Below are 22,287 nucleotides of genomic sequence, written 5' to 3'. Positions count from 1 at the left end.
CACTTCGGAGCCCTTTTTTATTTGGTTTTTTAGAAGCCCAATCCTGAACGAGTTACGGGGTCCAGGGGCCTGCGGCCCCTTGCCTTAAACCTTCTTACTGCCACGCTTCCGCGTCAGATGCCGCAGCTTGTTCCACAGCTTGGTCTTGGCCGGTTCCGGATAGGGTTCCAGGTTGCGGATGAATTCGGCGGCGCATTCCGGCCAGGAGAACTTCTCGGCGTAGGCGCGGACGTCCTTGCGGTCGATCTTCAGCGCTTCGGTGATGGCCACGGCCAGGTCATCGTTGATGGCGCCGGCCCCGGAGCCCGGTATGATATCGATCGGACCGTGCGCCGGGAAGGCGGCGACCGGCGTGCCAGCGGCCATGGCTTCGGTGATCACCAGGCCAAACGTATCGGTCAGAGACGGGAAGACGAACACATCCGAGTCGGCATAGGACCGCGCCAGATCCTCGCCAAAGCGCGGGCCGGTAAACACGACGTTCGGATACTTCGTCCGCAACTCTTCCAGTTGCGGCCCCTTGCCCACCACCACCTTTGTGCCGGGCAGGTTCAGCTTCAGGAAGGCTTCGATATTCTTTTCGACCGCCACCCGACCGACATACGTCATGATGGGTCGTGGCAGGTCACCGAAAATGGGTTCCAGCCCCGGCCGGAAGGTTTCGGTGTCGACTCCGCGGGTCCACGGCGAGATATTGATAAAGCCGCGCGATTCCAGGTCGCGCGCCAGGGTCGCGGTCGCCACCATGACCCGGCCGGATGGCTTATGGAACCAGCGCATGAAGGCATAGCCCCACGACAGCGGTATCGGCAGGCGCGCCGAGACATATTCCGGAAACTTGGTGTGATAGCTGGTGGTAAACGGCAGCTTCCATTCCTGGCAGACCCGCCGTGCCGCCAGGCCGACAAAGCCTTCGGTCGCAATGTGGATGGCGTCGGGTTCGTAGTCCTGGATGATTTCGCGGACTTCTTCGTAACAGCCCAGGGCCAGCTTGACCTCGGGATAATCCGGCCAGGACACGGTCTTGAACTGATTATATTCGATGACCTTGAACTCGTGGCCCAGCTTTTCGCATTCCGCCATGGTCCGCCGAAGTGTCGTCACGACACCATTGACCTGAGGCTCCCACGCGTCGGTGGCCAGCAAGATACGCACGTGTTTTGTCCTATAAAGGAAATCCGTAAATTCCCTTTGCCCGCTTCATGAGGGCTTGGCAAGGTGCCAGCGCTCAACGGCTGTTGCATTTTGCTACGCACAAAAAGTGGAAGCCGCTGAAACTTGCGAAGAATTCGCGAGTTCTGGCTTGCCTAACTGGCAAAATGCCTTATTTTTAAATGACGGGGAGTAGCCGATATGACCGTCGGTGTAGTTGACGGCGGAAGAGTAGAATGAACGAGCGTGGTAAACCAGCGCAGGTGCGGGATAGTTCGGCGAAGGATCCTCCTGCGCGCGACACCCCCCCACCTACGCGTGATACGCCAAAGTCGCGCCGCACGCGGGTTCAGATCCTCGACACGGCCATGCGGCTGTTTGCGGAACTTGGCTATTTCCGTGCCGGCAATGCCGCCATCGCCGAGGCCTGCGGCCTGACCCGCGGCGCCATGCTGTACCATTTCCCGACGCGCGAGGATCTGGTCGAAGCAGCGGCCTGGCATATCCATGCCGCGCGTGAGGCCGCTTTTGAAGCTGAGGCCAAGAAGTTGAAGCCGGGTCAGGACGCGCTGGACGGCGCGATCGAGGCCTATTGGCGCCTGCTGAGTTCGATACCGTTCTCGGCGTTTCTGGCGCTGGAACGCGCCGGCCGCCAGGATGCCGAGGTCGCCAAGGCGATCGCCCCGGCTCAGGAGGCTTTCGACAAGGCGGCGATGGGGCGGGCGACGCCGGGCTTTATCATGGCCGGCAACGACGCGCGGTTCCAGGCGTCGCGTGACCTCGCACGGTTTGCGCTGGATGGCATGCATCGCTCGGCCCTGACCTATGAGAGCGAGGCGCGGATCGAAAACGTTCTCGCCGTCATCAAGAAGGCGGTGCACATGCTGAACCGCAAGGGCGACATCACTGATCTGTGGTCGGAATAAACATACGGAAAAATTACTGCCGCGCGGGTAAAATGTGACGGCGGACTCGTGGCGATCGGCGTAGAGTCCTTTCTTCTGTGTTCAACGCAAGGAGTCTGTCATGCTGTCCCCGAAAGCCAAGGCGGCTGCCGACAAGATCAAATCGTTCAGTGAAGACGATGTCCAGTCTCTGGCCGAGACCATCAAGTACGAGGTCGAGCACGTCTATGGCCAGTTGGCCAAGAAGGCCCGTGTCGCCGAGGCGCGTATCAAACAGTTCACCGATATGGCGACGGACGAACTGTCGACGGCCAGCAAGCGGGCGGTGAGCGCCGTGGACGACCACCCGCTTTCCTCGACGGCGGTGGCTTTGGCTGTCGGCGTGGTTTTGGGCTTTATCCTGACCCACCGCAGCGAACGGGCGTATTGAGGTTAGTAGCGTTTCTTTTCTCGGCCCGGCTTGTCCGGGCCTTTTTGCATTGGTAAGTCTTGGCGCTTTCCCGTTGAGCGTTTAAGAGGAACACGGAAAACACCGAAGGATGTTCGCTTCGCGAACCTCAACACGGAAAACACGAAATGGCGGAACTGCTGTTTGAAGACGAAGTCTTTCGCGTCCGTGGCGCGGTGTTTGAAGTTTATCGAGAAATGGGTTCCGGGTTTCTCGAGGCGGTCTACCAGGAATGCCTGGAACGGGAGTTTCAGAAACTCGGCATCGATTATGTTGCGCACCGTGCTCTTAACCTGACCTACAAGGGCGAAGCCCTTAACCAGTTCTATCGCGCTGACTTTGTCTGTTTTAACAAGATCATTCTCGAATTGAAGGTGATGCAAAGCATCGCTCCAGAGCACAAGTTGCAACTGCTTCATTACCTGAAAGCTACAGGGCTGCGCCTCGGTCTCGTTGTCAATTTCGGGGCGCCGGGAAAGGTGCAGATCGACCGGGTTGTTCTCTGACTTTCGTGTTTTCCGTGTCGGCGCTCGCTTGCGAGCGTCTTTCAGTGTTTTCCGTGTTCCTCTTCCAAAGTGTCAAAAGAACCGCCCATGCGTCATTGCCTCCGTTCCAAAATCCACAACGCCTATGTCAGCGAAGCCAACCTGGCCTATGTCGGGTCGATCACCATTGATGAAAGCCTGATGGACGCCGTTGGCCTTTGGGAAGGTGAACGCGTGCTCGTTGTCTCCAACACCTCGGGCGCTCGGCTGGAAACCTACGTCATCAAGGGCGACCGGGATTCGGGCACCATCGCCATGAATGGCGCCGCAGCGCATCTTATCGGCGAGGGCGAACAGATCATCATTATGGGATTTGAGCTCACGCAGGCCCCGATTGTCCCCAGAGTCGTGCTGGTTGACCGGCACAATCGACTTGACCGCTATCTGTCGGAAACCGAGTCCCAAATCGTCGTCTGATTCGTTCACAGAAATCGTGATGTTGGTTAATTTGTGTAAAGATCGTCCAAACCCTTGAGGCTCTTGAAAAAAGAAAAAAAATTTACGTCTCATTAACGAAAAAGTTCGCCTGAACAGGGTGTTGGCCGCTTGACGGACTCACCGGATTAAGCCCCATATATCGACGAACGGGGCAGCCTAGACACTACATGTAGTTTTGGCGGCGCCCCGCATGGTTCAGTTTCTACCCAAGGGTTAAGGCGATTATGTCAGCGAGTGAAGCGGTCAAGCGTGAGGTTTCTGTACCCTTTAAGGCGAACATGGCTGTTCGCCCAAAGGTGCGTCCTGAGTTCAAGCTGCATAAGCATGTGGTTACCGACCCTTCGCGTGATGCCCTCCTGACCGATTTTGGCAAGACGACCCTGGACGACCGGTATCTGATGCCCGGCGAGTCCTATCAGGACATGTTTGCCCGTGTGGCCACCACCTATGCCGACGACAGCGAGCATGCCCAACGCATTTACGACTATATCTCCAGACTGTGGTTCATGCCGGCGACCCCGGTGCTGAGCAATGGCGGCGCCTCGCGCGGCTTGCCGATCTCCTGCTTTTTGAATGCCGTGCCGGACAGCCTGGAAGGCATAGTCGGCACCTGGAACGAGAACGTCGCCCTGGCCAGCAATGGCGGCGGCATCGGCACCTATTGGGGCCGCGTCCGCTCGATCGGTGAAAAGGTCAAGGGCGCCGGTCAAACCTCAGGCATCATCCCCTTCATCCGCGTGATGGACTCGCTGACCCTGGCGATTTCGCAGGGCTCCCTGCGCCGCGGTTCGGCGGCCGTCTATCTCGACGTCTTCCACCCGGAAATCGAAGAGTTCCTGGAAATTCGCAAGCCGTCGGGCGACTTCAACCGCAAGAGCCTGAACCTGCACCATGGTATCGGCATTACCGACGAATTCATGGAGGCCGTGCGCGATGGGACGCCGTTCGGCCTGCGTTCGCCGAAGAACGACGAGGTCGTGCGCTACATCGACGCCCGTAACCTGTGGCAGAAGATCCTGGAAATCCGCCTGCAAACCGGCGAGCCCTATCTAATCTTTAACGACACCATCAACCGCTCTATGCCGCAGCATCAGCGCGAACTGGGCCTGAAGGTGACCCAGTCGAACCTGTGCTCGGAAATCATGCTGCACACGGGCCCGGACCATCGCGGCCAGGACCGCACGGCGGTGTGCTGCCTGTCGTCGGTCAATGCCGAAACCTTTATGGAATGGCGCGACGCGCCGGGCTTTATCGAGGATGTCATGCGCTTCCTCGACAACGTGCTGGAAGACTTCATCCAGTGTGCCCCGGGTTCGATGGATTCGGCCGTCTATTCCGCCCTGTGCGAACGTTCCGTCGGCCTGGGCCTGATGGGCTTCCACTCCTTCCTGCAGGCTCAGGGCGTGGCCTTCGAATCCGCCATGGCCAAGTCGTGGAACATGCGTCTGTTCAAGCACCTGCGCCGCGAAGCCGACAAGGCGTCGATCAAGCTCGGTCAGGAGCGCGGACCGTGCCGCGACGCCGAAGAGCGTGGTGTCATGGAGCGCTTCTCGCACAAGCTGGCCATCGCCCCGACGGCGTCGATCTCGATCATCTGTGGCGGCACCTCGGCCGGCATCGAACCGATCCCGGCCAATATCTACACGCACAAGACCCTGTCGGGTTCGTTTGCGGTGAAGAACCCATACCTGGAGCGCCTGCTGGAAACCAAGGGCATCAACACGGCCGAGGTGTGGGACAACATCGTCCAGCACGAAGGTTCGGTGCAGCATCTGGACGAATTGAGCGAAGACGAAAAGTTCGTGTTCAAGACAGCGTTCGAAATCGACCAGCGCTGGGTGGTGGAACTGGCGGCCGACCGCACGCCAGAAATCTGCCAGTCGCAGTCGCTGAACATCTTCTTGCCCGGTGATGTCGACAAATGGGACTTGCACATGCTGCACTGGACGGCTTGGGAACAGGGCCTGAAGTCGATGTACTATCTGCGCTCCAAGTCGGTCCAGCGCGCCTCGCACGCCGGCAGCGAAACCAAGGAAATCGTGGAAAAGATGTCGACGCCGAAGACGGATTATGAGGAATGTCTGGCGTGTCAGTAAGGCAAGGGGCCTCGGACCCCTGGACCCCGTAACGCGTCAGAGTTTGAATTTTCTACATAGCCAAAATAGAAGGGGCCCACTTCGGAGCCCCTTTTATTTTGGCTATAAAGGAAGTCCAATCCCGAACATGTTATGGGGTCCAGGGGCCCGAGGCCCCTTGCCTTACCCTTCTGATCAGGCCATCATGGCCGAAAAGGTCAGACCAATGACCATGCCACACAGGAGGACCCCATGCAGCGTACCGGACGACGTGAGTTTCTGATGGCGGCGGGTTTGACACCGGTGGCGATGATGGGCGCCGGCGTACCCGAGGCCGCTCTGGCGGCCGGTCAGACGGCCATCGAGACCCTGCCGATGCTGCCCGAGGAGCAACCCAAACACAAGATCCGCTTCGGCGTCGTCGGCATGAGCCACGACCATATCTACGGCATGGCGGCGGCGGTGATGCGCGGTGGCGGTGAGCTGGTCTCGGCCTGGGGCTCCGAGCCCGACAAGCTGGCCAACTTCACGAAACGCTTTCCCAATGTGCCGATCAAGGCGACACAGGACGAGATCATCAACGATCCGTCGCTCCAGGTCATCCTGACCTCCCAGGTTCCCAACGAGCGGACTCAGATCGGCCTGCGCGCCATGCGGGCCGGCAAGGACGTCCTGGCCGACAAGCCCGGCATCATCACGCTGAAAGAGCTGGCCGATGTCCGCAAGGCGATCAAATCGACGGGCAGGATGTACAAGATCCAGTATTCCGAGCGCCTGGACGTGCGCGCCGCGGTCCATGCCGGCGAGCTGATCAAGCAGGGCGCCATCGGCACGGTGATCCAGACCATCAACCTGGCGCCGCACCAGATCTTCCAGAACGGGGGCGACGCTGGCGGTGGTGGCGGGCGCCCGGACTGGTTCTGGGACGACGCCCGTTTTGGCGGCATCTTGGCCGATATCGGCTCGCACCAGGTCGATCAGTTTCTCTATTACACCGGCTCGACCAAGGCCGAGATCGTGACCTCGCAGGTTGCCAATCTGAAGCATCCCGACCGTCCCAAGTTCCAGGACTTTGGCGACATGATGCTGCGCAGCGACAAGGGCTTTGGCTATATTCGCCTCGACTGGTTTACGCCGAAGGGTCTGGGCACCTGGGGCGACGGCCGGCTGTTTATCTTAGGGACAGACGGCTATATCGAGGCGCGCAAATACATCAATGTCGGCGTTGAAAAGAAGGGCAACCTGCTGATCGTCGTCAACCAGCAAGGCACGCGCGTCATCGACTGCACCAACGGCCCGTTGCCGTTCGGGCCGCAGTTCGTCAAGGACGTCGTCAACCGCACCCATACGGCCCAGGACCAGGATCAGGCCCTGCTGGCCGCCGAACTGTCCATAACAGCGCAAAAGAACGCCAAACGGATCAATGGCCTCGGCTAAAAACAAGGAGAAGAAGCGCATGGCTAAGCTTTCCAAACGCGGGTTCTTGAAGGCCGGGCTGGCGACCGCCGTGGCCGCAGGCTTCCCCGCCATTCTACCATCGTCCGTGTTCGGACAATATGCCCCGTCGAAGCGCATCAACGTCGCCGCCATCGGCACGGGCCGCATTTCGCGCGGCCACGATATGCCCGGCGTTATGCAATATGACCGCGCCCTGATCACCGCCGTTTGCGACGTCGACCCTCACCGCGCCGAAGAGGCTAAGGTTCTGGTCAACGACTTTTACACCAAGAAGACCGGCAAGTCCTATGACGGCGTGAAGATCTATACCGACTATCACGAGGTCCTGGCCAATAAGGACATCGATGCCGTCATCATCTCGACGCCGGATCACTGGCACGCCATCCAGGCGATCCACGCGGTTCGTGCCGGCAAGGACGTCTACCTGCAAAAGCCGGCGTCGCTGACCGTCGCCGAAGGCCGCGCATTGAGCAATGCTGTCCTGGCTTCGGGCCGCATCCTGCAGATCGGCAGCCAGCAACGCACCAACATGCCGCAGTTCCGTACCGCCGCCGAACTGGTCCGCAACGGTCGCATCGGCGACCTCCAGCGGGTCGAGGTCGGTCTGCCGGGCGACCCGGCCGGCGGTAATCCGACGCCCATGCCGGTTCCGGAAGGTTTCAACTATGATGCCTGGCTGGGCTCGACGCCCTATGTGCCCTACACGCTGGACCGCGTCCATCCGCGGGTCGGTTACGACCGGCCGGGCTGGCTGCGTCTGCGTCAGTTCGGCGCCGGCATGATCACCGGCTGGGGTTCGCACCATATCGACAGCGCCCATTGGGGCATGGATACCGAACATACCGGTCCGGTCGAGGTGTGGTGCGACCATGTCGAGTACCCGCAGGCCGGCCTGTGGGACGTCCATGGCAAGTTCCGCACCGAAGCCCTCTATGCCAATGGCATGCGCATGAGCGTGTCGGGCGATTATCCCAACGGCATCAAATATATCGGGACCAAGGGATGGTTGTTCGTGTCGCGCGGTGAGTCGGCGGCGACGGCCAGCGATCCGAAATCGGCGCCGTCACCCAAACTGGCGGCCTCCGATCCGAAGATCCTGACCTCGGTGATCGGGCCGAACGAGATCCATCTGTACAAGGCCGATGAACAGCACGGCAACTGGCTGGACTGCATCCTCAGCCGCGACGCGCCGATCTCACCGGCCGAACTGGGTCATCGCGGCTGTTCGACCTGCCTGGTGCATGACATCGCCATGATGCTGAAGCGCAAGGTCCATTGGGATCCGGTGCTGGAGCGCTTCAAGAACGACGACGAAGCCAATGCCATGCTGTCGCGCCCGATGCGCGCGCCCTACACGATCTGAGGCCGGCCATGATCACCAAGCGCGATATCTGCATAGCGGCAGGTGCGGTGGTTTTGACCCTGGGGGCGGTCGGGTTCGCCCATGCCGACAAGGCGATACTCGGCCCCGCGGTCTATAACTGGGAGACGATCGAAGCCAAGGCGACCGATGTGGGCGCGTACCGCCATGTCGTGCGGCAACCGACGGCCACTCTGGATGAACTGGAGATGCATATCACCACGCTCAATCCGGGGCTTAGCTCTCATGCGCCGCATACACATGTGAATGAGGAACTGGTTATCATCAAGGAGGGCACGGTCGAAGTGCTGTCCGACGGCAAATGGGTGCGGATAGGGGCGGGCTCGATCGTGTTCAACGCGTCGAACAGCCCGCATGCGCTACGCAACGTCGGGGATAAACCCGCAGTTTACCATGTCATCAATTGGAGCCCGGAGTAGGAAGACTTAAGGCCAGGGGCCCGAGGCCCCTGGCCTTAAATATCGCCTTTCCCGGCTTCCTTTTGCGCGGCTTCTTCGCCGCCCTTGGCGTTGGCCGATTGCAGGTCGATGACCTTCAGCGCCGCCGGACCCAGAATGACCACGAACAGCACCGGCAGGAAAAAGACGATCATCGGCACGGTCAGCTGTGCCGGCAGGGCCGCTGCTTTCTTTTCCGCCGCCGACAGGCGCAATTCCCGGTTTTCCTTGGCCATGACACGCAGGGCGGTCCCCAGCGGCGTACCGTACTTTTCCGCCTGGATCATCGCCGTACAGACCGACTTGATGCCGGGGTGGCTGGTGCGTTTGGAAAAGCCCTCATAGGCCTGCCGTCGTTCGGGCAGGTAGGACAGTTCCGCCACCAGCAGCGACATTTCTTCGGCCAGCGGGATCGAGGTGCCACCGATTTCCTGCGACACCTTGTGAAGCGCGGTCTCGATGGACATGCCCGCTTCAACGCAGATCAGCAGCAGGTCCAGCGCATCCGGGAAAGCGGCGACGATCGACTGGCGACGCTTGGAGGCCGTGTTCGAGATGTAGATGTTCGGCGCGTAGTAGCCGGCAACGAACATGGCCACGCAGATCAGGATCTTCATGTTCATCTTCTGGCCGAAGTCGTTGACCACGAAGATGTAGAAGGTCGCCAGCGCGCCCAGCACGAACGGCATCAGGAAGCGGAAGAAGTAGAAGGTCGAGATCGGCTTGGGGCCGCGGAAACCGGCCATGGCCAGGTTTTCGGCCACCTTCGGGTCTTCGAGCAGCTTGCGCAGGTTGAACTTGTCGACGAAGCCGCGCGCCATGCCGTCGTCCTTGTGGCGCAGGCCACCGGACTGTTCCTTGACGATCTGCTGCCGCGACTGGCGGCGCAGCTCTTCGCGGCGCTGGGCGACGGCCTTGAGGCGCTTGTCGAGCTGCTCGCCCGAGGTCATGCTCTTGCCGAGCGTGATCACGGTGAAGAACACCAGAACCGCCACCGCAATGGCGATCAGGTTCGATGGGTTCATGATGGTGGAAGCGAATTCGGTCATGGAAAGGCCTCCCCGTCAGAATTTGAAGTTGATCATTTTGCGCATCATGAAGATGCCCAGCGCCATCCATATCGCGCCGCCCAGCAGCATGATCTGGCCGCGCGGATCGGTGAACATGCCGCCGATATATTCCGGCCGGGTCAACGAAATCATGACGCCGACGCCAGGGGGCAAGACGCCGATGATCGAGGCCGATGCAATGGCTTCCGATGACAGCGCCTTGATCTTTTCGCGCATCATCTTGCGGGCGCGCAGAACGGTCGACAGGTTGTTCAGGGCCTCGGCCAGGTTGCCGCCGGTCTTGGCCTGGATGGCGATGACAATGGTGAAGAAGCGCAGTTCGGGCGAGGGGATGCGCTCGGACATCTTTTCCAAAGCGCCTTCGACCGACATGCCGACGCCGACGTTTTCGACCAGGCGCAGAAATTCGGGGCCCAGTGGCGCCGGGCTTTCCTTGGAGATGATTTTCAGACCGTCGTGCACGGGCAGGCCGGACTTGATGCCGCGGACCAGGATGTCCATCGCATTGGGGAATTCTTCGGTGAACTTCTTGAGGCGGCCGGTCGCCATCATGCCCAGGACCCACCGCGGGGCGCCGTAGGAAAGGGCGAAGCCCGCGCCGAGCGCCACCAGCAGACGCAACATGAAGTCCATCTTGCCCAGCAGGACCAGGGGCACGACGAAGGCAACCACGCCAAGGACGGCCGTGATGATCCAGAACTGGGTGACGTTCGGTGTCAGGCCAGCATGCAGCATACGCGAACGCAGGGTCAAGCGCGCCTTGCGTTCCCGCTTTTCGGCTTCCTTGAGCTGTTCGGTGATCTGTTTGCGGCGCTCTTCCGGCGACTTGGCGGCGGACTTGCCGCCGCGCTTACCGCGCATATTGGTGCCCAGCCCAATGGTCTGGGTGCGTTTGGTCAGGGCCGCGCCGCCGCCACTGTTACCACCACCGCCGCCGCCGATAAAGGCAAAGCCGACGCTCGCGATAACCACGAAGCCGAGAAAGGCAATGAGGAGCGTCATCAACATGGGTTCAACCTATTCCGAAGCGTCCAGCGCTTCAGCGAGCTCGCGCTCGAGTCCGTAATATTTCGCCCGGTCCCAGAATCGTGGCCGGCCGATGCCGGTGGAGCGGTGACGGCCGATAATCTTGCCCTGCTTGTCCTCGCCTTCGATCTCATAGAGGAACAGATCCTGGGTGACGATGACATCGCCTTCCAGGCCCAGGACCTCGGTGATGTGGGTGATGCGGCGCGAACCATCGCGCAGACGGGCAGCCTGAATGATCAGGTCGATGGAGCCGACGATCATTTCGCGAATGGTCCGCGACGGCAGACCGTAGCCCCCCATGGTGATCATCGATTCCAGACGCGAAACGGCTTCCCGCGGACTGTTGGCGTGCAGCGTGCCCATCGAACCGTCGTGGCCGGTGTTCATCGCCTGCAACAGGTCGAAGGCTTCCGGTCCGCGGACTTCGCCGACGATTATACGTTCGGGACGCATCCGCAGACAGTTCTTGACCAAGTCGCGCATGGTGATCGTGCCCTGGCCTTCCAGGTTCGGCGGCCGGGTTTCCAGGCGCACCACGTGCGGCTGTTGCAACTGCAGTTCGGCGGCGTCTTCGCAGGTCACGACGCGTTCGGTCGGATCGATGAAGGCCGTCATGGTATTGAGCAGGGTCGTCTTGCCCGAGCCGGTACCGCCGGAGATCAGGACGTTACAACGCGAGGCGCCGATAACGCCCAGGACGCGGGCGCCTTCGGGACTGATGGAGTTGAACTCCACCAGGTTGCGCATGGTCAGCTTGTCCTTCTTGAACTTCCGGATGGTCAGGGTGGGACCGTCCAGAGCCAGGGGCGGGGCGATGACGTTGACGCGGGAACCGTCGGGGAGGCGGGCGTCGCAGATCGGTGAACTTTCGTCGACGCGACGGCCGACCTGCGACACGATGCGCTGACAGATGTTCATCAGCTGCTGATTGTCGCGGAAACGGACATTGGTCAGCTGGACCTTGCCGTTGACTTCGATGAAGACGCGCTGGGCGCCGTTGACCATGATATCGGCGATGTCGTCGCGCGCCAGCAGGGGCTCCAGCGGGCCGTAGCCGAGGACGTCATTGATGATGTCCTGGACCAGGTTGTCCTGTTCCGCCACCGACATGGAGACGTTCTTGATCGCCACCAGTTCGGCGACGATGTCGCGGATTTCCTCGGACGCTGCCTTGTGGTCAAGCTGGGCCAGCTGGCTCAGGTCGATGGTGTTGAGCAGGGCGTTGAATATCGCCGTCTTGGTGGCGTGGTAATAGTCCGACTGCTCACGAACGATCTCGGTGACCACCTGCGCCTTGTGCATCTGATCCAGACCGGCGGCCAGCTTGGATTTGGCGGCAGCGGTGTTCTTGTCGACGCGCTTTTCCTGGGACAGTTCGGGCATGGGCATGCCGCCGCCGGCCGGCGCTTCCTTACGCGGACGGGCATCGGCTTGCTGCGGACGGGTGGCGATGTCCGATGTGGCTGCGGCGGGTGGCGGCGCGCCATTGACTTTGCTTAAGGCCTGAGGACGCGCTTCACCGGACGCAGGTGCGGCTGGTGCTCCCTTCGGGGCGCCGCCAAAGCCTGTGCGGCCGGCGCCTGCGGGGGCTGCTCCCCCATCTGTCGGACGTTTACCAAACACGTGAGGCGGCTCACTTTTTGAAGAGGTTGCTCAGGAAAGACGAAGAGCTGGCCTTCTTGGCCTTGGTCGGCTCCGGGGTGCGCCCGGTGATGGCGGCAGTCAGGTGACCCAAGGCCTCGGCGGCCTTGGACGTCGGTCCGACCTCGGCAATCATCTGGCCGTTATTGGCCGCGCTGCCGAACAGCTTGGCGTCGAACGGGATGAGGGCGGAAGGCTCGATGCCCAGGGCGGCGGTGAAGTCCTTGACCGGGATTTCGGGACGGCCCGGGGTTTCCATCTGGTTCAATACCAGACGCGGCGGGGTATCGTTCGGCCGGCTGTGCTTCAGCAGGTCGATGATGTTCTTGGCGTTGCGTAAGCTGGCCAGGTCCGGCGTGGCGACGATAACGACGTCGTCGGCGGCGACGAGATTTTGGCGCAGCCACGGTGTCCAGACGTGCGGCAGGTCCATGACGATAAACGGCGCGGCCGAACGGATTTTGCGGGTCACCTCGTCGAAGGCGTCCGGATCGGCGGTGTAGTCCTGGTCGAGGGCCGCCGGCGACGAGAACAGCGACAGGCGTTCCGTGCACTTGGTCAGCATGCGGTCCAACAATACCGAGTCGAGGCGGTCGGGCTCGTTGAGCGCGTCGGCCAGGCCGTGGGGCGGATCCTGGTTGAAGTCCAGGCCAGCCGTACCGAAGGGTAGGTCGTAGTCGACGATGACCGTATTGGACGACATCGACTCCGACAGGTTGAAGGCGAAGTTGTGCGCGATCGACGACGATCCGGCGCCGCCACGGGCGCCGACAAAGGCGATGGTGCGGCCGACAAAGGGGGTCTCCGGGTCGTTGAACAGACCGGCAATGGTCTTGATCAGCGACAGCGGTTGCAGCGGGGAGACGACGTATTCCGATACGCCCTGGCGGATCAGTTCGCGGTACAGCGAGATGTCGTTGTGGGCGCCGACGACGACGACCTTGGTGTTGCCATCGCAGACCTCAGCCAGCTGGCCCAACTGGTCCAGCAGGTCGCGGCCGCGGGCGCCGCTTTCGACGACGATCAGGGACGGGGTCGGCTCATGGCGATAGGTGTCCATGGCTTCGAAGATGCCGCCGCGCTTGACGGTGCACTGGGCGCGGCTCATGCGGCGGTCGAGGGCGGCTGTGTCGCAGGCCTGCAGCGAGGCTTCTGAATCCGGGAAGAAGTGGATGTTGATACGCGGGATCGAGATGGCGCCGATATCATCGTCACCCAAACCGCCACCAAGGCTCGCGCCCGCCGCCAGCGTTTCCCGCAGACCAAGGTCGCGCTTGGCCAGAGACGGGGGCTGGGCCAGGGCCTGTTGCCGGACCGGGCCGCTCTCCTGCGGCGAATAATCATCGGCAAACGGATCCGCGTCCGGCGCGTAGGCTGCCGGCTGGTCCAGTTCGAATTCGTCCGCCGCGTCCAGCTTGGCGCGGAAATCTACGAACTCGTCGTCGAGATCGTCGAGATTGTCGAACGGATCGGAATGTTTCGCCTGGGGCATGGTCGTCTCTCTAAAGTTCCGATTCTTGGCCGATTATGTGCCGAATTACTTAATCGCCTGCGAAATGGCGCCGGTGCTTTGCTCGTCCTTGGCCGCCGAGGTCACTTCACCTCTGCGGTATTTATCGAGGACCACCGACTTGCGGCCGGCGTCGCTGGGGGTGGCCGTCGCCGGGTCGACCAGGTCGCGCGGATCGGCCACCTGAGCGGCGAGGTTCGCCGTGATGGCGCAGCCGAAATTGGCATGGGGCGTATTCTTGCGCGTCGCCGCCAGGTTTTCCCACGTCTGACCGCAGCCGGGGACGGAGGCGCGATAGCTGACGACGTTGACGGTTACGATCTCAACAGGCTGGCTTTGCACGCTGAATTGGCTGACGGCGTCGCGCGAAACGTCGCGGCCGGCCAGATAGCCGGCAATGGCGTTGCCCGCCGCCATGGAGGCCGGGTCGGGGCTGGTGATGATCTGGACGTCGACCGGCTGACCGGCGGTCCAGGCGGCCTGGGAGGCGACCTGGTCGAGGGCGCGCGCCTGGTTGGCCGAAATGCCGGTCGGGTTGATGCGCAGATGAATGGGCTCGACGCGTGATTCGGCGGTCAGGGCGAACTGGGCGGTCGGCGTTACCGCCGGTGCAGGCTCCAGGCGGGCCTGATTGCCGGTGGCGCACGCGGTCAGGGCGGAGGCGGCCAAGAGGGCGACCAGGGCCATAGAGCGGGATGTGAAGCGCGGGGTCATGGTCGCTTTCCTATTCAATCACGTAGCCGATGGGGGCCACATAGGGACCTGTAGGTCCGCTGGCGGGGACGCCGGCAGCAACGGCGTCACCATCGACGACCTTATTCAGGCGGCCCATGAAGACGGTGCTCATGTCGTCGGCGAATTCCAGATTGTCGGCGGGCGTTTGCAACTGGTCGGGATGGACCGGGTCGACGATGTAGGGCGTGACCATAACCACCAGTTCTGTGTCTTCGTTCAGGAAGTCACGCGACCGGAACAGGCTGCCCAGGATCGGCAGCGAGGTCATGCCCGGCAGGCTGTCGATCGACTGCTTGTACTTGGATTGCAGCAGGCCGGCGATCATCAGCGATCCGCCCGACTGCATTTCGACCGTAGTTTCGGCGCGGCGCACCGAAAGGCCCGGAATGGTCAGGTTGCTGCCGTTGCTGGTAAAGGCGCCGACATTGGTGATCTCGGACACCTCGGTCGAGATCTTCATAGAAATGCGACCTTCCGACAGGACGACCGGCGTAAAGCCGAGACCGACACCGAAGGGCTTGAACTCGACGGTGATGCGGCCGGCATCGTCTTCGGCCACGGGCACGGGGAATTCGCCACCGGCCAGGAACTTGGCGGCTTCACCCGACACGGCGGTCAGGTTGGGCTCGGCCAGGGTGCGGATCAGCCCGACCCGCTCAAAGGCCTGCAGACAGGTCGCGTTGGAAGAACCTGTCAGGGTCCGCCAGGTGGTGTTGACGGCCGAGCCGATGGTGGCGGTCAGCGTCCGGTTGACGACAGGTGTGTCTTCCAGCGTAACCGCGGTCTGGTCGGTGACGCTGTTGGAGTCGGTGAAGTTGTTCGTGACGACATTGTTCTGGCCGTAGCAGAGGCCGCGGCCGCCATAGCTGGTGCCGTTGGTGCCGTAGGTATTGCCGCGACCATAGGAATAGGACTGGGAGCCGTTGTTGTAGACGATGTCCGAGGACAGGCCCAACTGCTTGATCGCCGAGCGTTGAACTTCGATGACGCGGACCTTCAGCGTGACCTGATCCTTCCCGGCGATCGACATCAGGTTGATGACGTCTTCAGGCTTGGTGACATAGCTGGCGGCCAAGCGGGCGATCTGGTCGGCCTGGGCGTTGTTCTGGGCCAGTCCCGACAGGACGACGCGGCCGTTCAGCGACTGGACCTCGACCTTGCTGGTCGGGAACAGGCGGTGGACGGTGTCGGTCAGTTCGTCGGTGGCGGCTTCGACGCGGATCGAGAGGTTCAGGATCTGGCGGCCCTGGGCATCGAAGAAGATGGCGTCGCTTTGTCCGCCTTCGACACCCAGAACGAAGATACGACGCGGCGTGCGCAGCACGGCGTCGGCGACGGCGGGATTGGAGACGAAGACGTCGGCAGCGTCGGTCGGCAGGTCCACCACGGCCGAACGTCCCTTGGGCAGCCGCAACACCTGAACCCGGGCCTGGCTGGTCTGGGTCTGGACGGCCATGCCGCCTCCGCCGCCGGACTTCAGGCTGTTATAAGGCTTGGGCTCACCCGTAGCGTGGGCGCCGGTGGCCAGCAGGGTCATCAACCCGGCCAGAGCGGTGGCGGGCAGCAGGGCCCGGGAGGGTGTCAGGAAAGAGCTCATCGGGATACCGTCACCTCAGTGGCCTGGCCGTTGCGATAGACACGGACCGGCAAATCTTCGCTGGCGCCGCCTGTGGGCGACGTAGTCACCGCGCCGGAAGGTCCCTGGGCGTCGGCGTAGGAACGCAGCATCAGCGACAGGGTACCCGAAGCCTTGGCCAGGGTCACGACCTGGCCGTCGCCGGGCGACACTTCCAGGGTCGCCGTGGCGCCGATGACGGTTTGCTTGTCCTGCTCGGCGGCGACAGACTGGTCGATGGCCAGGACGCGGATATTGCGCAGGACCGGCTGGACGCTGTCGATCGTGCCGCGGCCCGTCGCCGACGGCAGCTGGTGCGTGACCAGGATGTCGACGCGGTCGCCGGGCAGGATAAAGCCGCCTGCGGTGTTGTCGACGCTGACCGGGACGGCCAGGGCGCGCATACCCGGCTGAAGCATGACGGCCATGAAACCGCCTTCGTCAGAACGAACGATTTTGGCGTCGATGATGGGTTCATTGGCCAGGATGTCTTCACGGGCGACACCGCCGACATAGGCTTCCTTGGTAGGAGAGGGGGCGATCTTGTCGGCGACGGCCTGGGTAACGTCGCCGACCTTTTCTTCGACATCGCTCTTGGGCTTGTCGGCAGCCGGCTTGGCGGCGCCTTCCATGCCCGGGGCGCCTGCCGGCATACCGCCGTCGACGATATAGGCGGCGTTGAGTGACGCGACCGGCCATTCCTGCCAGGTGAGGTCGGCTTCGCTGATGCGGGTGCCGGCCTTGAGCTCGCGGGCAGCGATCAGGACGCGGGCGGTCGCCACGGCTGGCGTCTTATCGACGGTAGCCTTAGCTTCCTGGGCACCGCCTCCGGCGATCATACCGCGGACCAGAAAGGCCAGCAGTATGGCGGCGATGGCCGCGACTCCCATTACGACGTAGCGTGACGCCTTCATGACCGAAATCTTCCCTCGTTGTGACCGGTGCGCCGAAGAGGTTGGGGCGGGCGCTGCCAGGTCGGCGTGGATATAACTCCGGAAATTCTTGGCTTAAGGTTAGTTAACGTTCACCTAAGGAAACCGGGGCGTGTGTCGTTTTCGGCCAATTTGCGGGTGCTATTTCTCAAAATGTGCCAAAAACCTGGATAAACCTGCCGGGTAGGGCGGTTTGTCAGACGTTTAAAAGCGGCGTGAGTCGGGCCCACAGATCGCCGTGCGGAATGGCCAGGAGGCCGCCGGCGCAGATGGCAATGCCATAGGGAATGCCGGTCTTGGCTTCGAGATGCTGGCCCAGCCATTTGGGCAGTTTGGGCGCCAGGGCCCAGAAGAACTTGCGGGCTATGACGATACCCAAGGTCAGGGCACCGCCAGCGAGCGCTGTGTAGAATAGCAGGGCAATGAAGCCGTCCAGACCGAGCCACAGGGCGGTTGCCGCGATAAGCTTGGCATCGCCACCTCCCATAAAGCGCAGGGCAAACAAGACCATGCCCAGCACCAGGCCACCTGCCGCGACGGCGGTGTGGATGCCGATATCGCCGAGGCTCAGGCCCAGCAGAAGGGCGGCCGGAAAGAAGGCGCCGGCCAGGATCAGGTTCAGCCGGTTGGAGATGGTCATCCTGACCAGGTCGCTGACAGCGGCCCACAACAGGTAGGCCGGGTAGGTCAGGGCGAAAATCAGCGGAATGGACACGGGGGCGGCCTCGATGGCGACGGAACGGATGTCTGTCAGGTTAAACCAGCAAGCTTAAAATCTGCTTACAGGACGGCAGCATTAGCCGCCCATCACGGCTTCCGTAGAATCGCGGATACCCTCGTACATAGTGGTGAAAGCATCACCGTAGGCGGTGATGGCGCCAACTACGCCGAGGAACAAAAGGCCTGCGACCAGCCCGTATTCAATGGCTGTGGCCCCCCGTTCGTCAGCAATAAATCGGCGTAACATGGCTATTGGTGTCTTTCGGATAGAAAAGGGCCGCAGATAACTGCTTATCTGCGGCCCCAAGGTCCGGTCTTTCGATCGGTACGCTTTGACTGTCGGTGATTATTAGGCGCCGTTGGCGGCGGTCAGGTCGTCCGAGACGCGCTGGAAGGTGCCGGTCAGCGAGCCCGACAGGGTGCCGAGGATCGAGATGAGCGCGACGGCGATCAGAGCGGCGATCAGGCCATATTCAATGGCAGTCGCGCCGGATTCGTCCTTGGCAAAGCGGTTGAAAAACTTGGTCATGGTATTTCTCCTAGTTGGTCAAAAAAGTAAAGCAGTTGAGACATTCATCGTATCGGGGGGACCGGTTAGAACGGCTCAAATGCTCCCGAACACGAGATCAAATTAGCGCGCCTTGATTAAAACGAAGTAAACAACTCGATGTTGCTAAAAATTTTCTATAGTTAATTCTTTTTTACTGTAAATTTGAATTAACCTTAACTACGATTAACCTTGGTGATGATTGAATTAAAACGGCATTTTTTTTGTTAGTATTATGTTCAGCAATTTTAAAGATTTCTTTTATACCTTGTTTCCTAACGCGACCCTCATGCCTGGGTCCTAGTTTAGGTATGCACCCGGGCGCTTGAGGCCCATCTATATATAGAGCGTGGACCTGCACGATGACAAAGAAGATGACATTTTCGATCAGAGCGGCCTTGAGCGTGACGGCATTTGGCCTGATGGCGGCGGTGCCGGCCCTGGCCGGCCAGCCGGTGACGGTGGAAAAGAACCATACGCTGCGTGTTACTCTGGTGGCGCCGGCAGGTACGGTCGTAGTTGGCAATCCGGACATTGCCGACGTGACAGTGGTGGATTCGCGCACCCTCTATATAGTGGGGAAGGGTTTCGGCAGCAGCGCGGTCAATGTCGCCGGACGTGACGGCCGCTCGCTGTTTGACGGCGAGGTGACGGTGACGGCGCCGAAAAGGGGCGCAATCACGGTCTACAAGGGTTTGAAGCCCTCGTTGATGGTGTGTACCAATGTCTGCATTTCCGAAGAGCCAACGCCGACAACGGCGGGCGCTTCCGGTCCGTCGCCGATGGTGATGGCGCCGGCTTCGAATTCGGCCGGGGCTGCGCCAGCGCCGACAGCCATGGCGGCTCAGTAAGAATAATTGTTTGTGAGACAGAAAATCCGTGTCGTGCCCTGTGTACGGCACGGATTTTGCATTTCTGGGCGTAGTTTAACGGACTGTTGACCCCGGCGGTGTAAGAGTTGCCGATGAATTGAGAAAGCGCATGACCTCAGCTATGGCCATCCCTACCGTTCGTAACCGTCTTCAGAGTTTTTGCCGCGACCATAAGGGCGCGGCTGCGGTGGAATTCGCGCTGATCGCGGGGCCGCTGGTCTTCCTGATTTGTGCCTGTATCGAGCTGGCCCTGGTGATCCTGCTGTCGGTGAGCCTGGACAATGCGACGGATGTGGCATCGCGCCAGATCCGGACCGGGATTGCGACAACGGGCAACACGTCGTTGACGGTCTTCAAGCAGAAGGTTTGCGACAAGATGGGTTGGCTGTCGGGCAGTTGTATGAGCAGCCTGAAGATCGATGTGACAACCTACAACAACTTCTCGGAAATCCCGACGACGGACCTGATCAAGGACGGCGAATTCGACGAGAGCAAGTTCAATTTCAATATCGGGGGTGCTTCCAAGATACAACTGGTCCGCGCCTACTATGAATGGCCGCTATTTACGCCCTTCCTGAACGCGGGTCTGACGACCCTGAGCAACCAGGATGCGGTGATCACGTCCAAGGTCGTCTTCCGGAATGAGCCCTTCTGATGTTACGTCGTCTGAACCAACTGTTCTCGCTCAAGGCCTTTTTAGCTGACAAACGCGGCGTGTCCGCCATTGAATTCGCTATGGTGGCGCCGCTGCTGATCATGGCTTATCTCAGCCTGGCCGAGTTGACCCTGGGCATGATGGCGTCGCGCCGGACGTCGCATCTGGCGGCCACGATCGGCGATCTGGCGGCGCAGTCGGAAACCTTGTCCAGCGCCAATATCACCGATCTGTGGGCGATTGGCACTTCGATGCTACAGCCCTTCTCGACGGGTACCAATCTTAAGATGCGTTTGACCTGCGTGACGATGAATTCTTCGAACCAGGCCAAGGTCATCTGGAGCGTCGACAACGGCAACGGGCTGGCGGAGTATACAAATGGTGCTACACTCGCAACGGTGACGACGGCGCAGATCTCGGCCAATGAAAGCCTGATCGTGACCGAGGTCGAGTATGACTATGATTCGCCGATCGGCAACTTCCTTCCGGGCGAGACGAAGTTCAAGGACACCTTCTTCCACCATCCGCGAAACGGCGCGGCGGTGACCGGACCGAGCTAGTAAGTCCGAGGGGCCGCGGACCCCGTTACTCGACGGCACCCGTCAACACCTTCCGTATCAACGACACCTTCGTCTCTGTTTCCACGCGCTCGGCCACGGGCTCGCTGTCCGCCACGATCCCGCCGCCGGCGGCAAGGCGGATGTGCCAGTGGCCGCCGTCATCGCGCTCACAGGCCAGGGTCCGGATCAACACATTGGAATCCATGGCCCCGCCGGCATCGATGAAGAACAAGGACCCGCAGTAGGGTCCGCGCGCTGCTTCCATCTCGCTGATGACCTTCATGGCCTGGACCTTGGGCGCGCCGGAAATCGACCCTGGCGGCAGGGTCGCGCTCAGCACGTCCGCCGCCGTCCGGCCCGGTGCCAGGCGCCCGATCACCGTTGACACCAGATGATGCACGTTCGGATAGCTTTCTAACGCCTGCAAGGCGGTTACCGCCACGCTGCCGACCTGCGCCACTTTCGACAGATCGTGCCGCATCAGGTCGACGATCATCAAATTCTCGGCCCGGTCCTTAGGGCTGGCCAGCAATTCCCGACCCAGGGCCTCATCCTCAGCGATCGATGCGCCCCGACGTCGCGTGCCCTTGATGGGCCGGGTCTCCATCAGGCCGTCGATATCCAGCCGGATAAACCGTTCCGGACTGTTCGACACCACCGCGCGATCGCCCCACCGGAAAAAGCCACCGAACGGCGCCGGACCCGCGGTCTGCAAGGCCTGCAAGACATGGCCCGGCTCGACATCACGACGCAGCCGCCCGGTCCAGCCACGCGCCAGGTTTGCCTGAAACAGATCGCCGGCGTGGATCTGGCGGACCAGGGCCGCGACCTTGTCCTCATGAATCTCATCGGCGGTTTCCAGCCGCAAGGCCCCCTCCAGCAAATCCGGAGGCACCTCCAGGGCAGGCGTTGCCTGCCAGGTCGCCACCAGGTTATCGACGGCATGCTGAGCCGCAGCCTTGGTTTCCCCCCGTCCGATGGCGGTCAAGGTTCCGGCATGATGGTCGAAGGCCAGGACAGCGGCAAAACGCATCACCACCAGTTCCGGCCAGGCGCTGCGGCCTTCGATGCGGAAGGGGCGGCGCTTCATGCGTTCCAGCTTCAGCCCCAGTTCGAACGACGCCATGCCGACCAGCCCCCCTGTGAACGGCGGCAAGCTCGCTACGGCATCGTCGGGGTTGACGAAGGCTGTGGCCTCGGTGAGAAACGTCGCCACATCGCGCGGGTCGTCGTAGTCGAGCACAGCGACCGCCTCGGGCGACGTCATCAGATAGCTGTATCGCCCAAGCTTTCCACCGTCGGACACCATGCCGGCCGCGGTCGGTTGCCGCATCCATCCGGCCAGCCGTTCACGGATGCTCTCGAATGGGAGAGCAACCGTCACGATCTCTTGAAGCCGGGGCGAAAACCGCAACATTCACAGCAACTTGATTCGATTGCAGGGGTTAAGGGACTATGCTGATATCAGGATTTGACCCGTAGTTTCAAGGCGGTCGACGACCGATTGACGTCAGGTCCAAACCCTATGGATGGAGGTCCATTGATCGTACTGGAGCGGATGG

The 22,287-nt window shown here is 61.3% G+C and carries 23 protein-coding genes; 11 read left to right on the top strand and 12 right to left on the bottom strand.

Annotated elements, in window-relative coordinates:
• Nucleotides 1-84: 84 nt before the first annotated feature.
• Nucleotides 85-1,155 carry a glycosyltransferase family 4 protein gene (locus ABI_RS01645; RefSeq protein WP_040308487.1) on the bottom strand — a complete coding sequence of 357 codons (1,071 nt, stop codon included), beginning with the start codon at nt 1,153-1,155 and terminating at the stop codon, nt 85-87.
• A 233-nt stretch (nt 1,156-1,388) separates the two neighbouring features.
• Here ABI_RS01645 and ABI_RS01640 point away from each other — a divergent pair, with 233 nt between their 5' ends.
• The 8 genes from ABI_RS01640 to ABI_RS01605 all read left to right on the top strand — a co-directional run bounded on the left by ABI_RS01640 (nt 1,389) and on the right by ABI_RS01605 (nt 8,821).
• On the top strand, nt 1,389-2,078 hold the full coding sequence (locus ABI_RS01640; protein WP_083811363.1) for a TetR/AcrR family transcriptional regulator: 690 nt from the start codon (nt 1,389-1,391) through the stop codon (nt 2,076-2,078).
• A 100-nt stretch (nt 2,079-2,178) separates the two neighbouring features.
• Nucleotides 2,179-2,487, top strand: a complete 309-nt coding sequence (locus tag ABI_RS01635) for a DUF883 family protein (protein WP_006271065.1) — start codon at nt 2,179-2,181, stop codon at nt 2,485-2,487.
• A gap of 146 nt (nt 2,488-2,633) precedes the next feature.
• A complete protein-coding gene (locus tag ABI_RS01630; RefSeq protein WP_006271064.1) occupies nt 2,634-3,011 on the top strand; it encodes a GxxExxY protein in 378 nt (125 codons plus the stop codon).
• A gap of 87 nt (nt 3,012-3,098) precedes the next feature.
• A complete protein-coding gene (panD, locus tag ABI_RS01625) occupies nt 3,099-3,467 on the top strand; it encodes an aspartate 1-decarboxylase (protein WP_006271063.1) in 369 nt (122 codons plus the stop codon).
• Nucleotides 3,468-3,766: 299 nt separating this feature from the next.
• Nucleotides 3,767-5,584: a ribonucleoside-diphosphate reductase subunit alpha gene (locus ABI_RS01620; RefSeq protein WP_374188331.1), complete on the top strand. Its 1,818-nt coding sequence runs from the start codon at nt 3,767-3,769 to the stop codon at nt 5,582-5,584.
• Nucleotides 5,585-5,815: 231 nt separating this feature from the next.
• Complete coding sequence (locus ABI_RS01615) at nt 5,816-7,000, top strand: Gfo/Idh/MocA family protein (RefSeq protein WP_006271061.1); 1,185 nt, start codon at nt 5,816-5,818, stop codon at nt 6,998-7,000.
• Between the two features lie 19 nt (nt 7,001-7,019).
• Complete coding sequence (locus ABI_RS01610) at nt 7,020-8,384, top strand: Gfo/Idh/MocA family oxidoreductase (RefSeq protein WP_040308834.1); 1,365 nt, start codon at nt 7,020-7,022, stop codon at nt 8,382-8,384.
• Between the two features lie 8 nt (nt 8,385-8,392).
• Nucleotides 8,393-8,821: a cupin domain-containing protein gene (locus ABI_RS01605; protein WP_006271059.1), complete on the top strand. Its 429-nt coding sequence runs from the start codon at nt 8,393-8,395 to the stop codon at nt 8,819-8,821.
• A gap of 35 nt (nt 8,822-8,856) precedes the next feature.
• Here ABI_RS01605 and ABI_RS01600 read toward each other — a convergent pair whose 3' ends face one another.
• The 10 genes from ABI_RS01600 to ABI_RS01555 all read right to left on the bottom strand — a co-directional run bounded on the left by ABI_RS01600 (nt 8,857) and on the right by ABI_RS01555 (nt 18,620).
• Nucleotides 8,857-9,888: a type II secretion system F family protein gene (locus tag ABI_RS01600; RefSeq protein WP_006271058.1), complete on the bottom strand. Its 1,032-nt coding sequence runs from the start codon at nt 9,886-9,888 to the stop codon at nt 8,857-8,859.
• A gap of 15 nt (nt 9,889-9,903) precedes the next feature.
• Nucleotides 9,904-10,917, bottom strand: a complete 1,014-nt coding sequence (locus tag ABI_RS01595) for a type II secretion system F family protein (protein WP_006271057.1) — start codon at nt 10,915-10,917, stop codon at nt 9,904-9,906.
• Nucleotides 10,918-10,926: 9 nt separating this feature from the next.
• Nucleotides 10,927-12,561, bottom strand: coding sequence for a TadA family conjugal transfer-associated ATPase (locus tag ABI_RS01590; RefSeq protein WP_006271056.1), 1,635 nt, complete (start codon nt 12,559-12,561; stop codon nt 10,927-10,929).
• Between the two features lie 10 nt (nt 12,562-12,571).
• Nucleotides 12,572-14,071 carry a CpaE/TadZ family protein gene (locus ABI_RS01585; protein ID WP_006271055.1) on the bottom strand — a complete coding sequence of 500 codons (1,500 nt, stop codon included), beginning with the start codon at nt 14,069-14,071 and terminating at the stop codon, nt 12,572-12,574.
• Nucleotides 14,072-14,116: 45 nt separating this feature from the next.
• Nucleotides 14,117-14,803 carry a CpaD family pilus assembly protein gene (locus tag ABI_RS01580; RefSeq protein ID WP_040308483.1) on the bottom strand — a complete coding sequence of 229 codons (687 nt, stop codon included), beginning with the start codon at nt 14,801-14,803 and terminating at the stop codon, nt 14,117-14,119.
• Nucleotides 14,804-14,813: 10 nt separating this feature from the next.
• Nucleotides 14,814-16,421: a type II and III secretion system protein family protein gene (locus ABI_RS01575; protein WP_006271053.1), complete on the bottom strand. Its 1,608-nt coding sequence runs from the start codon at nt 16,419-16,421 to the stop codon at nt 14,814-14,816.
• The gene (cpaB, locus tag ABI_RS01570) at nt 16,418-17,353 is read right to left on the bottom strand and encodes a Flp pilus assembly protein CpaB (RefSeq protein ID WP_006271052.1); all 936 of its coding nucleotides are present in this window, start codon (nt 17,351-17,353) and stop codon (nt 16,418-16,420) included. The genes ABI_RS01575 and cpaB overlap by 4 nt, the downstream gene beginning before the upstream one ends.
• 214 nt (nt 17,354-17,567) lie before the next feature.
• Nucleotides 17,568-18,086, bottom strand: coding sequence for an A24 family peptidase (locus ABI_RS01565; protein WP_006271051.1), 519 nt, complete (start codon nt 18,084-18,086; stop codon nt 17,568-17,570).
• Between the two features lie 81 nt (nt 18,087-18,167).
• Nucleotides 18,168-18,338 carry a Flp family type IVb pilin gene (locus ABI_RS01560; RefSeq protein WP_006271050.1) on the bottom strand — a complete coding sequence of 57 codons (171 nt, stop codon included), beginning with the start codon at nt 18,336-18,338 and terminating at the stop codon, nt 18,168-18,170.
• 102 nt (nt 18,339-18,440) lie between these two features.
• On the bottom strand, nt 18,441-18,620 hold the full coding sequence (locus ABI_RS01555) for a Flp family type IVb pilin (RefSeq protein ID WP_006271048.1): 180 nt from the start codon (nt 18,618-18,620) through the stop codon (nt 18,441-18,443).
• A gap of 392 nt (nt 18,621-19,012) precedes the next feature.
• Here ABI_RS01555 and ABI_RS01550 point away from each other — a divergent pair, with 392 nt between their 5' ends.
• The 3 genes from ABI_RS01550 (at nt 19,013) to ABI_RS01540 (ending at nt 20,725) form a co-directional block, all read left to right on the top strand.
• Complete coding sequence (locus ABI_RS01550; RefSeq protein WP_006271047.1) at nt 19,013-19,489, top strand: pilus assembly protein N-terminal domain-containing protein; 477 nt, start codon at nt 19,013-19,015, stop codon at nt 19,487-19,489.
• Nucleotides 19,490-19,619: 130 nt separating this feature from the next.
• Complete coding sequence (locus tag ABI_RS01545; RefSeq protein WP_245531278.1) at nt 19,620-20,165, top strand: TadE/TadG family type IV pilus assembly protein; 546 nt, start codon at nt 19,620-19,622, stop codon at nt 20,163-20,165.
• On the top strand, nt 20,165-20,725 hold the full coding sequence (locus tag ABI_RS01540) for a TadE/TadG family type IV pilus assembly protein (protein ID WP_006271045.1): 561 nt from the start codon (nt 20,165-20,167) through the stop codon (nt 20,723-20,725). Before ABI_RS01545 ends, ABI_RS01540 begins: the two co-directional genes overlap by 1 nt.
• A 25-nt stretch (nt 20,726-20,750) precedes the next feature.
• On the opposite strand, the gene ABI_RS01535 is transcribed toward ABI_RS01540, so the two are convergent.
• The gene (locus tag ABI_RS01535; RefSeq protein WP_245531277.1) at nt 20,751-22,109 is read right to left on the bottom strand and encodes an anthranilate synthase component I family protein; all 1,359 of its coding nucleotides are present in this window, start codon (nt 22,107-22,109) and stop codon (nt 20,751-20,753) included.
• Nucleotides 22,110-22,287: the final 178 nt, after the last annotated feature.

Source organism: Asticcacaulis biprosthecium C19, from assembly GCF_000204015.1.
In the GTDB taxonomy this organism is placed as follows: domain Bacteria; phylum Pseudomonadota; class Alphaproteobacteria; order Caulobacterales; family Caulobacteraceae; genus Asticcacaulis; species Asticcacaulis biprosthecius.
Note: the sequence above shows the minus strand (reverse complement) of the source record. Positions and strands in the feature narration are given on the sequence as shown.